Annotated in this window: 8 protein-coding genes and 1 pseudogene; 3 read left to right on the top strand and 6 right to left on the bottom strand. The window is 67.2% G+C overall.

Annotation, left to right across the window (positions count from 1 at the left end; translation table 11 throughout):
• Positions 1-1228, bottom strand: a 1228-nt coding sequence (locus N5I75_RS40375; protein ID WP_476685507.1) for a Mu transposase C-terminal domain-containing protein, incomplete at its 3' end; no start/stop codon positions are given.
• A 544-nt stretch (positions 1229-1772) separates the two neighbouring features.
• On the opposite strand from N5I75_RS40375, the gene N5I75_RS40370 reads away from it, so the two are divergent.
• Complete coding sequence (locus N5I75_RS40370) at positions 1773-2216, top strand: hypothetical protein (RefSeq protein WP_476685086.1); 444 nt, start codon at positions 1773-1775, stop codon at positions 2214-2216.
• 59 nt (positions 2217-2275) lie between these two features.
• On the top strand, positions 2276-2695 hold the full coding sequence (locus N5I75_RS40365; RefSeq protein WP_476685087.1) for a helix-turn-helix domain-containing protein: 420 nt from the start codon (positions 2276-2278) through the stop codon (positions 2693-2695).
• Positions 2696-2702: 7 nt separating this feature from the next.
• On the opposite strand, the gene N5I75_RS40360 is transcribed toward N5I75_RS40365, so the two are convergent.
• From N5I75_RS40360 to N5I75_RS40340, 5 genes are all read right to left on the bottom strand, one after another.
• A complete protein-coding gene (locus N5I75_RS40360; protein WP_476685088.1) occupies positions 2703-3023 on the bottom strand; it encodes an NUDIX hydrolase in 321 nt (106 codons plus the stop codon).
• Positions 3024-3549: 526 nt separating this feature from the next.
• Positions 3550-4125, bottom strand: a complete 576-nt coding sequence (locus tag N5I75_RS40355) for a transcriptional regulator (protein WP_476685090.1) — start codon at positions 4123-4125, stop codon at positions 3550-3552.
• An 895-nt stretch (positions 4126-5020) separates the two neighbouring features.
• Entirely contained in the window at positions 5021-5236 is a 216-nt protein-coding gene (locus N5I75_RS40350; RefSeq protein ID WP_476685506.1) for a hypothetical protein, read from the bottom strand.
• A gap of 27 nt (positions 5237-5263) precedes the next feature.
• On the bottom strand, positions 5264-8680 hold the full coding sequence (locus tag N5I75_RS40345) for an RHS repeat-associated core domain-containing protein (protein WP_476685505.1): 3417 nt from the start codon (positions 8678-8680) through the stop codon (positions 5264-5266).
• A gap of 527 nt (positions 8681-9207) precedes the next feature.
• Positions 9208-10566: a VanZ family protein gene (locus N5I75_RS40340; RefSeq protein WP_476685504.1), complete on the bottom strand. Its 1359-nt coding sequence runs from the start codon at positions 10564-10566 to the stop codon at positions 9208-9210.
• 592 nt (positions 10567-11158) lie between these two features.
• On the opposite strand from N5I75_RS40340, the pseudogene N5I75_RS40335 reads away from it, so the two are divergent.
• Positions 11159-11397: pseudogene (locus N5I75_RS40335) on the top strand (sugar O-acetyltransferase); the annotation flags it as partial.
• Positions 11398-11473 lie beyond the last annotated feature (76 nt).

Below are 11473 nucleotides of genomic sequence, written 5' to 3'. Positions count from 1 at the left end.
GCTTCAGGGCCGCTCGCAGCGCCTTGCTGTGTTCGTCGCGTTCGAGGAGCACCTTGGCGCGCAGGTCCTCGCTGGCCTCGTTGCTGAGGAAGGCCCGGCCGAGGTAGCGGTTGCCGCGGAAGGCGTACAAGTCGATCTCGTGGGTGTGGTGCGGCATCCACCGCACCCGCACCTCCAGCCCGATCCGGCCCACCCCGTTCTTCGGCATGTAGGCGCGGCCCGCGAACTCCACCCCGTGACTGGTGATCTTGTGGACCTTGTGGTCGCTCTCCAACATGAAGGCGCGCAGCTCGCACGCGTTCGGTTCGGGCCGGATCTCGGTGGGATCTCTCTGCCAGGCTTCAAACGGCGTCATCTTGGTGCGCTCGATGACGTGCTCGGTGTTGTGCTTGGCCACCCACTCCCCCAGCAGAGCGACGAACGCCTCGAACGTCAGCGGCGGATCCCCATCACCGAGGCGACGGCGGTGATCGAGCCGGGGCGCCTTCGTGTAGCGGGGCAGGTCAGCGAAGAACCGGGTCATGCTCGTACGGTTCAGGCGCTCGATGCCGCCCTTGTGCCGGGCACTGCGCACCCGGTGCACCGGGACACCGAGGAGCCCGAAGGCCCGTCGGACGGTTGTGGACAGGAAGTCGGCGCCGCCATCCACACGCACCAAGTGCGGCAGCCCCCCGGCCGGGCCGTAAGGATCCTCGCGCAGCACCGACATGCGCACTGCGGCCAGGACCGAGCCCCGGTGCGCGGAGCCGGCGGTGACCGCCCAGCCCATCACATAGCCCGTGCCACGGTCCTCGAACCACGTCACCCACACCCTCGACGGCTTACCGTCCGGCATCATCACCACGGTCTCGGCCTGCTTGTGGTCGCCCTCCCACACCGCGTTCCGCGCCACCTGCGGCCGCTGAAAGCACGGGTCGAAGCCGCGGGCCGCCGGGATCCCCTCACGCAGGCCCGCCATGAAACCCGGATCGAGATCCCGCGCGATCGCATCATGCAGCGTCGTCAGCCCCGGCGGCTTCTCCTCTGCCGCCACCGCTACCTCGACCAGACGCTCGTGAGCACGCTTCACGTTGCCCTGATAGTCAGCAAGGACCTCGACGACCTCATCGGTGATCCGGAACCGGCAGCGTTCCGGCTTCTCCGGGCTGCCGGTCTCCTCCGCACGGGCCAGCCAGCTCCACACCGTCCTCTTGTGGCACGCCCACCGCGTCAGCGACCAGCCGCACATGCGCCGTCGTCAACTCCCCGGACGCGCGCAGCCGCAGCAACTGGGCCACCGCAGCGGGCCTGAGCTCATCCCGATGCCGCCCCAAACCGCCATCCACGGCCCCAGGGGCACCACCGCCCGCTATCACCAGAGCCGACCATCGCACCAGGAGCGAACCGGTAACCAATCAGTGATCACAGCACCAGCCTCCGGCCGTCAACTACCGCCCCACACAGGGCAGTTCACATCGCACCCGCGGCAGGCACGACAGAAGAGACGCTAAAGCCGGCACCCCCGGCCCCAGCCCCGCAGACCACCCGAGCGGGTGACACAGCCCCACTCCACCTCCACCCCACACCCTCATGCGCTATAGAGCACGCCACAAAGGAGATTCGACAACCACAGCACCGACCGATCCGGGATCACGCCACCACCGAATCCGAGATACCACCACCAAGATCAACCATCCGAAATACCCACCCACCAGCACAACAACGAACTCGCATTAATGGCGAGAAACCCCGAACACCTCAGTGACCCCCTCCCCGAACCTCACAGCCTCAGAATGCCCGGCTCCTGGTTCCAGGTCTGGTGCAAGCTCGTGGCGCTACAGAACGCCAACCGCGCCGACGACCAAGTCCGCGCCGCAGCCCGCGGCTTCGTGAAAAGCAGCCAGCGCGACCTCCAGGCCCGGTGCAACCTCTCAGCGTCTTCCGTGAACGAGGCATCGCAGTTCTTCGCGCACATTGGCTGGATGCGCACCGCCAAGCGCGGCATTTTCCAGCTGAACCCGTGGCTGACGGTGGCCGGCACTTCCGACGAGCAAGGAAAGTGGCAGGTGGTGTGGAACAGGGCCAAGGGCCCGGCTTGCATCATCCCGCACGCCGACTACCCCGCAGAGTGGCGCCAGGCCCGCATCGCGGAGAAGAAAGCCGCCGAATCGGCCCGCCGTAGGATGAAAGTCGTCACACTCCAGCAGCCTCGCCCCGTACACCAGACAAGCGCATAACCCCGTGCGGCATATCCTCAGTGATGCAACGTCCACCTAAGCGGAAGCGGTGAGCCTCCGTGAGCAACTCTTACGTCCCCAGCCCGCCCACAGACGCACCCCTCACCATCGCTCGTAACGTCCTGCGCCTCCTGGCCCTGGTCGACATCTCCACCGCAGGCCGCCGCGTCCTGGACCAGCTGCTCTACCTCAGCGATCCAAAGACCGGCACCGCCGCTATCAGCCAGAACGAGATGTGTGCCGAACTGGGCGCCAGCAAGCCGACCGTGAACCGCGGCTTCAAGGAACTCCGCGAGTGCGGACTCGCCTGGAGCCTTGAGAACGGCCTCTACCAGCTCCACCCGCTGCTGACCGGCGGGGCTGTCTCTTCGCCCGTCATGATGGTCCCAGAGATCAGGGCTGCGGAACCCAGCCGCTTCACCGAACAACGACGAGCTCGCTTCGCCGCACAAACAGCCAACCTCACCGCCACCAACTGACTCCCCGTCACGGAGGCTTCTGTGCCAGGGCGGATCCGTTGCGCAGGTACCGAGGACGTCTATCCGTTGTTGCCGACAGCGCCGCAGTCAGGCGGGGAGCCAGCCGGTCGCTGAGCCGGCTCCCGGCGACAGCCGGGGTGACGAATCCGGCCTCAGTGAGTTCGCCGTCGGTGAGGGTGAATTCGGCGATCTGTTCTGTGGTGTGTGTGCCGCCATCGAAGACGAAGGCGAGTTGGTCGTCCCAAGGTTCATGGGGACTGGCCCAGTCGACGACGAGGAGCGCGCCGACAGTGCCCGATATGCCCTCATCATTGAGCGGGGTGGCCATGACTGTGGCCGGGTGAGGCACTTGGCAATACATGACGTTCTCCCGAGTAGCACTTCACACACTCGTCAACGCTCCGGCGTGCGGCCAAGTCTCGTACCCGGTTCTCCCCAGGACGAGCGGACGGAACTGTTCCACCCTCGATCGAGGGACGACGCGGCTGATACGAGCGCGCTCCTGTTGTCGGAGCTCGTCACCAACGCGGTGCGTCACGGCCGCGTCACGCCATCCGGGTCCACGTCGAGCAGCCCCGACCCGGTCTGCTGAGGATCGCTGTCACCGACAAGTGCCGCCGTGTGCCCCGTCCGCGCCGACCAAGCGGGACCCAGGCGGTCGCGGCTTGATGCTGGTCGATGCGCTCGCCCAGAAATGGGGCACCGACCTCCTCGTCTTCGGCAAATGTGTATGGGCCGAGGTGCGTAACACCGAGGCCTCACCGCATCACACGTACAGGGTCGAGCGATTGCAGTACGGCCCGTTCGTCGGTGGGAACGTACTGCCCTGGCTCACCTCCGCACGGCCAGGTGCTTCACGCCGCGAAGCCGATGTTCGATACGTACTCGTACTCTCCCCACTGCGACCCCAGATCGACCAGCACGTCGTTGGTCCACGTCTCGTCCAACGCGCTCATGTCCCCAGCGGCCCAGGCGCGCACGATGCGGTCCCAGTTGCGGACGTTCAGCGAGCGGTAGTCGATGACGCGCTGGCGCGGGCGCGGCACCTGGGACTGGTTGAGGGGATGGAACTCCACTCTGGTGCCGCGGCCCTGGCGGTTGAGGCGCGCCAGTAGGTAGCGGGCCACGTTAGCGCGGCGCACCGTGCGGTACGCGGCGTCGATGCGTTCCAGGTTCGCCTTCGACGGTGAGCGTTTGCCCTCCAGCCAGGCTCGCAGAGTGCGGTCCGTGACCGTCAGACCTGCCCGGCGGGCTGCTGCCGCCGCGTGGTCCGTACGGGTCAGGTAGCGCAGACGCGCCATCAGGCCGCGGCGTTGCGTGACCGGTGTGGCGATGAAATCGGCCAGACGGTCCAGCTGGCGGGCCACCGCCTCAGAGCCCCTGATCCCCTGAGCACCGAACTTACCGAACTCCCTGTTCCTGTGCGGCATATGCCCGCCCTCCCCCACTGAGGCCCTGCTGCCTCTTCGGCCTCTACAACGCCGCAAGACCTGACGGGAAACCGGAAATGGCAACAAGAGGAGGACCGGGCGCCAGGAGACACCGACGGGAACTCGACGGTGATCCCGGCCATCAACGACGTTGTGGAAATAGCTGCAGTCAGCGCGACAGCGGGTCTGGAGGCCGACCTGGCACCCCAGGGCCTGGTGGTCGTCGCCGGGGATGTTGCCGAGCTCGCTGATCTCGACGTGCACCAGCTTGCCGGGCCGATCGCGCTCGTAACAGCGGATCAAGCGGCCCGTGGCCCGGCCCGGACAGGGCAGGCAGGCCAGGCCCGAACCGGTCGGGATACGGTGCACGGTGGCCGGACTCAGCCCCAGAAGGTGGGCGATCCGGGCCGCGCCCACCGGCGCGGGACGCGGGCCTTGACGATCCGGCGTTCAGTCCAGGGCGGAGTGCGATGCGGACTCGTGAACAGGCACGCAGACCGGTCGCTCATGCCCGCCCCACCAAGTTCGCAGTAGCGGCGGGCCCACCACTGGGCCGTTGCCGGTGCGACCTGAAAGCGTTCGGCGGCTCTGTGTAGGCGCCATCCGTCCTCGACGGTGCAATGGAGCTTATCCGCAGAGAATTCGCCCAAAGGCTCGGACACGATCAAGTTTGTCATGCCCGAGCCTAAGCGCCCAAGTTGGCCCGCTTCGTTCCTTTGCGCTGCCGCTACTTGCGCTTCCCTCGACGGGCAAGCTTGGTGACGATGAAGACTCCGACCAACGCCGCGACAGCCAACCACGCCCACTTGAACCAGGGAGGACCATCCCATCGCTCAGCCAGCGTTACTGCCTGGTACACCATGCGCAGACTCCCTTAGATCGAAGGTGGCGTACTTCAGCCGACCACACCGAAGGCGTATGCGGCTCCGAAGATTGCGAGGACGAGTCCAACCACCACGAAGACCGTGCGATTCCATCTCCTCATGGGCTTGCCGCCGGTCGCTCCGAAGATTTCCTTCGAGCTCGCAGCCCCCGCCCGCTCGAACCGAGGAGCAAAGAAGGCAAAAGCCAATCCGAAGACCACTAGGAAGAGACCGACGGCAATATTCACCGGATTTCCTCGCTCTCCTGGTTCTTACTAGAAGGTGTACTCGCCACTGAGGGAACACTTCCCGGTACTGGCACCGGTTCCATAGCCGACGTCTGCACCGCTTGCGTCGCCGGAAACTTTGACGTTCCCGGGACCCAGACCACAACTCACCTCTCCACTCAGACCACTGTCCATGTCGCCGGTGTCGGCAGCGATCTCGCCGCTCGCGCCGGGGCTTCCGACCCCAAAGGAAACGGTGGGCTTAGCCGTTTCACCATCCGTTTTACCCCCGATTCCAATACACACTCCGAAACACACTTCGCCGCTGATGGACCCGGTGAGCAGTCCGGAAGGATCGATGCGGTTGACGGGGTCACCTTCGGCGTAGAGGTAGGGGTTCTGTTCCTGGCCGGAGGGGTCGGGCTGGGTGAAGCGGCCGATGTGGGGGTCGTAGTAGCGGGCCGAGTAGTGGTAGAGGCCGGTGGTGTCGTGGTAGCCGCCGGCGAACTGGTAGGGCTGGGCTATCTTTTCGCTGGTGGGGGCGGTGCGGGTGACTCCGCGGGGGCTGTAGGAGTACGTGTTCACCTTCTCGCCGGACTCGTCGGCCACGCCGATGACGGAGCCGATGGCGTCGGTGAGGTAGTAGTACGCCTTGCCGCTGCGGGTCATGGAGTTCAACGTGCCCCCGGGCTCACGGACGAATCCCGTGTCCACGCCCGCCGTCGAGGCTCCGGCCAGGCCGATGGGGCCGTTGTGGAAGTAGGTGTCGCCCAGGCGGACGCGTTCGCTCTGGTCGGTGGAGCCGTACTGGCCGGTGTACTTCTTGCCGCCGACCGTCACCGCCGTGAGCTGGCTGTGGTCCGTCCAGGTCTCTCCGGTGCGGGTGGTCTCCGGGGTGGAGGCGCCCGCGGTCTCGTTGCCCGTCTTGTCGTAGGACCAGTTGGTGCTCGACCCGTCCTTCGCGGTGATCTGCTGGGCGTCGTTGACCGTGTAGGTGGTGCCGCGCGGGCAGCCGGAGGTGACGCCCTGGCTGGTGAGGTTGCCGGCGAGGTCGTAGCAGTACTGCCACGCCTCGTTCAGCGTCGAGCCCTTGTTCTCCGCCGCGTAATAAAAGCGGCCGGCTCCGTCGTAGGTGTAGGTCGTCTTCGTACCGGCGGCGTTGTCGGTCTTGGTGCGGATCTTGTTGCCGTCGGTCCCCGCGTTGGTGCCGTAGCCGTAGGTGTAGGCGAGGTCGACCAGGGTGCCCTTGGAGCTGGTGGTCTTGATCGTCTTCGGGCGCATCGAGTTGTCCAGCGTGAACGTCTGCGTGGTGCCGCCCGGGTACTTGGTCACCGTCCGCTTGTCATTGCGGTTGTACTCGAACGACGTCACCCGCCCCTGGGGGTCCTTGAGGGAGGAGAGGGTGTTGACCTCGTTCCAGGTGTAGTCGGTCTTGCCGGCCGGGTCCTGGTAAAAGTCCACGTTTCCGGCGGGCGTGTAGGCGAGCAGGGTCTGCGAACCGTCCTGGAGCGTGCGGACCGTCTCGCGCTGCAGCGGGTCGAACTCGTACTTCACCGTGCCGGTGGAGTCGTCGCGCTGGCGCAGGTTGCCGTCGCCGTCGTACCAGTAGCGGACCGTGTCGTTGGTGGTCGAGACGGTCTTGACGCGGTCCAGGTTGTCGTAGACGAACACCTTCTTGATGCCGCGGCCGTCGGTGATCGTCTCGGTGCGGCCCAGGCTGTCGTAGGTGTACGTCGTCGCGCCCAGCGGGGACGGCGGGGTCGCCTTGGTGAGGTTGCCGTGGTCGTCGTAGGTGAAGGAGGTCTTCACCGTCTTCGACGACGTCATCTTCGTCTCCTGCGCGCAGCGCTGGCCCTCGAAGCCGCCGCAGGTGGGGGTGGACGGGTTGTAGGTGTACGAGACCGAGCCGCCGCCGGTGCCGGTCTGCGCGACCGACTTGGTGTTGCCCGCGGTGTCGTAGGTGAACTCCGTCTTCTCGCCGTCGGCGTTGGTGGAGTCCTTGGGGACGTCACCGCCCGCGATGGTCTGCCAGCTGTTGCGCGTGATCCCGCCGGTCGGCTTGGTGGCGGTCTCGGGGTTGTTGCGGGTGTTGAAGTGGTAGGTGGTGACGTTTCCGGCGGTGGAGCCGCTGCCCATGGCGTCGGTGGCGGTCTCGATGTTGCGGTTCGCGTCGTACTTCGTCGAGCGCTTGCGCTCCAGCGCGTCGGTGACCTCGGTGACCTGTCCGTCCCCGTCGTGCTTGTACGACGTGGAGTGGTTCTCGGGGTCGGTGGCCTTTGTCGTGCCCGCGTCCGTGGGCCACTCGGAGTCGTAGGTATAGGTCCAGGTCGGGCCGGTGTGACCGTCGCTGTTGAAGCCGGTTCCGCGCAGCATGGAGGTGACGCGGTTGGCGTCGTCGTAGGTGAAGACGGTGACGCGGCCCTCGGCTGTGGTGATCTTGGTGATGCGGCCGGAGGAGTCGTGGCCGAAGGTGGTGGTCTTGCCCTCGGCGTCGGTGGTGCGTGCCAGGTTGCCGTCCGCGTCGAGGTCGAAGACGGCGGTGCGGCCGGAGTTGTCCTTGGCCTGCCATTGCGAGGCGTCCGTCTTGACCAGGTCGATCCAGCGCTTGGAGCGGGTCTCGGTGAGCTTGAAGCCCTTGTGCTCGCTGCCCTCGTCGTGCTGGGTGACGGTGATGGTGCCCTTGTTCCGGTCGGTGACCTTGGTCAGGGTGCCGTTCGCGTCGTAGGTGTCCTTCGCGCCCGACTTCCAGTTCGTGACGGTGTACGTGCCGTCCGCGTTCTTCTTCAGGTCCTTGGAGTAACCGGCCGGGGTCTTGAACGTGCCGTCGCTGTTCTTGGTGAAGCGCACCGTGTCGCCGGAGGCGTCGTACAGGATCACCTCGTTGGTGAACGAGGTGTACAGGTAGCGCTCGTACTGCTGCCACCAGCGCTGGGAGACCTTGCCCCAGGGGGCGTCGAGGCTGTTGTAGGTGCGGGCCAGGGTCAGGTCCTGGCCGACGCCCGCGATGGAGAAGTCGGTGGCGGCCAGCATCAGGTTGCCGGTCGAGAAGTCGATCCGGGCGGTCAGCGCGTCCGTGATCGCGAAGTCACTGATCCGGTGCCAGGGCACCGCGCCCTGCCCCTCGGGCACATACGTCAGCAGCGAGGGTGCGGTGGTGCTGCGGGCGGCGGGCGAAGTGCCGCCCTCGGCGCGCTTCTTCTGCGCCGCGCGCCAGGCCGCGACATCCGCCGACGGAGTGCGCTCGGCCTCCGAAGCGACCGGCCGGTTCGGGCCGACCTGCACCTTCGGCATCGAGAACGACGGGGCGTCCTTGCCCCACGCCGAGGACGGGTCGTCCGCGGCGGCGGCGCCGGTCGCCGCGGGCAGCAGCGACACGGTCAGCGCGGCGGAGGCCAGGACGGCGAGCGCGGCCGTCCGGGATCTGTTGCGGGCACGCGAAAACCGCGCACCTGTGGTGCGTTGCATCAAGACTTCCCCCCACAGGAAGACACCTCTCGTAGACCCCAGCGGTCACGAGGAGCACACACGTTCACACAGAAACCACACAGAACAGCGCGGGCTGCCCCCGAAGTCGTTCTTCATACGGGCCGGAACAAGCCCCTCCGCTACTGGCAACCAAACCGTCATGTTCCGGATGCAGACGGGCGCGGCGCGCTGAAAAGCTGTGTGCTGCACGTATACAAGCGGCGAAAGGATGGCGGAAAACCTACTGTCACTTCCCCGCGACGACTTCCTCGACCGCACATCCGCGGCGCTGCATGCTGCACTTCGACAACGCCCGGGCGCTGTCCCGCGTCAACAGCCATGGGAACGACGTGCGTGGGGCGCGGCCTGCCGCCATCCGGCGGTCGTCGTAGCGGTCAGGCGGTCGGGCGGGCAGCCGGTCAGGCGGTCAGGCGGGCAGGCGGTCAGGCGGGCAGGCGGTCAGGACGCAGGGGGATGTCCGGAAGCCGGTGAACCCGCCCGTAGTTGATGTCCGGGCCTTGGGCGGTTCATCGGCGGTGTGCCGCCCGTGTTCGGGGCGCTGCGCCGACGGGGTCTTTCGCAGCAGTGTGGGGGCGGCCGCCGTTGGGCTGGGGCGGGTACGGTGCGTGGGTCTGCCAGGCATGGTCGTGCCTGTCGTGGAGATCGACTTGGGGGCCGATGTGGGGGTCGGTGGCGGCGCGGGGGTGCGTCAGGGCCACGGTGCGCAGCCCGGATGCCCGTTCGTGGGCCCAGAGGTTCGTCTTTCGCCGCCGGGTCGTCAGTACATATCCGCCGAGCAGGACCGCGATGAGGACGATCAGCAGCAACTGCGGGAAGTGGTCGATCAGTTGCCACTGGATCATGTATGGGTCCGCCGCCGTCGCGTCCCGGACCCGGCGCACCACCCATGAGGGGCCGTTCAGCAGGATCATCGACGCGGTGACGAGGGTTGCCATCAGCGGGAGGGTCACCACACCGAGCAGCGCCGCGCGGATACCGATCCGCCACAGCACGAGCCGCCCGTCGCCCTCGACAGGCGCCAGCTTCAGCAGGAGCAGTCGCTTGCCCGGGGTGGTCCTGGTCAGCCAGGGCAGTACGACGAACCACGCGGCGAAGACCGCGACCATGACCTGGGGTACGGAACGAAATGCGCTGTAGACGTCTTCTGCCGTGGCCAGAGCTCCAAGGACGGTGACGGCGGCGACCCCGATCAGGTCGACCAGCAGCGCCGCCAAGCGCCGTCCGGGGGTGATGGGCCGGCGGGCCACGGTCGCGGCGTCCGGCGTCTGCCCCGTCGGCAGCAGCCGGGCCGGCGGCCCGGCCAGGTACCAGCCGAGGAGCGCTCCCGCGGTGTTGAGCAGCAGGTCATCGACGTCGAACAGCCGGTACGGGCACGGGTAGGCGCCCCATAGCGCGGTGCCCTGCGTGACCTCGAAGAACAGTGAGGTGCCGAAGCCCGCGAGGACCGCGGCGGTGACACCGCGCCGCAGGTGGTAGCGGACGAAGACGCCCAGCGGGAGCAGCAGGGCCAGATTCAGGACCGCACCGCTGACCGCGGGGTTGTGGAGCACCAGGGCGTTCAGCGTGACCTTGTGGTGCGCCTCTTTCCAGATGTCGCTGACGGTGTTGCCCGGGGTCCACTGCGGGTGGGCGACCGCCGCGAACCTCTTGCACATGTCCGCCGTCCGCGTCGGCAGCGGGACGAGCGTCATGCAGAGCGCCGTGATCGCGTAGTAGAGGAACCCGAGGAGCGACAGGACGCGCCACTGCGGCATGGTGCCGTGGCGGCGGTACAGGACGACCGCCGTCGGGAGGAACAGCATCAGCGCGAGGAGCGGGAAGAGCGCTGCGGCTGTCTTCATCGGCAACAGGTAGGCGGAAGTCATGCGGGAAACTATACACAAGGCGTATACACAGGGTTTATAGGTGGTGATCTGCAGGTTCGTTTGTGGGTGCGGGGGCTGCAAAGGTCGGGGGCGACGGCTCCGAAGCTCGGGTGACCGCAGCTGTGGCCGCAGCCGCAGCCAACCACCACCGCGCTTTCGCTTATGGGTCGGGCGGGCTGCGGCAGGGCACGGTTCTGGCGGTGGCGGCTGTCGCGGCCGTCGCCGACCCCGGGGCTGCGAAGTCACTGGCCGAACCAACACTGATACCGATGCCGACGCCGTCATACACCTGTCCGACGTTCTGCTCCGGTATCCCGGACGAGGAGCGCGGCAAGGCATCGCTCCAGGGGCTTCCGAGCAATTTGTCGCCGAGTCCGGCTGGCCGGGGTGTGGGGGCGATCGAGGGTGAGGGCGCCGACGTCCCGGGCAACAGTGAGTTCGCCACGGTGACAACCCCTGAGCCGGGTGAGTACGCGGACGCCCGAATGCGCATCAAGGTCAGCGACAAGGCCACACCGGGCACCGGCCACTTCTTCACCATCGGGCAGGGGCGCTCCGGCGCCGACAGGACGGCACCCCAGGGCGGCCTCGCATCACCAGCGGCCACCCGGTCGATCCCGAGGAGCGGCGGCTGTACCTCCCCGGCGCACCCATCGACATCGACGTCGCGGAGAACGTGTGGATCGGCGCCGGTGCCACGATCCTGCCCGGCGTCAGTATTGGCTGTGACGCCGTGACGCCGTGGTCGCCGCCGGCGCCGTCGTGGCCGACGACGTTCCACCCGCAAGCCTGGTGACCGGCAGCAAGGCAGGCGTGCACCGGACGTGGTGACCGCCCCCTGCGGAGCGACTCTGCACCTGGGTGCCGCTACTGCTCAAGGGCGACCGGTGTGAGGCAGACGCCGCTG

This window comes from Streptomyces sp. R818, assembly GCF_056172735.1.
The sequence above is the reverse complement of the archived record's forward strand: the minus strand, read 5'-3'. Positions and strand labels throughout refer to the sequence as shown.

Bases quoted from the DNA above. Each gene is read 5' to 3' on its own strand.
- N5I75_RS40370 (WP_476685086.1), top strand. From the start codon at position 1,773: ATGCCCGGCTCCTGGTTCCAGGTCTGGTGCAAGCTCGTGGCGCTACAG.
- N5I75_RS40360 (WP_476685088.1), bottom strand. From the start codon at position 3,023: ATGGCCACCCCGCTCAATGATGAGGGCATATCGGGCACTGTCGGCGCG.
- N5I75_RS40355 (WP_476685090.1), bottom strand. From the start codon at position 4,125: ATGCCGCACAGGAACAGGGAGTTCGGTAAGTTCGGTGCTCAGGGGATC.
- N5I75_RS40345 (WP_476685505.1), bottom strand. From the start codon at position 8,680: ATGCAACGCACCACAGGTGCGCGGTTTTCGCGTGCCCGCAACAGATCC.
- N5I75_RS40340 (WP_476685504.1), bottom strand. From the start codon at position 10,566: ATGACTTCCGCCTACCTGTTGCCGATGAAGACAGCCGCAGCGCTCTTC.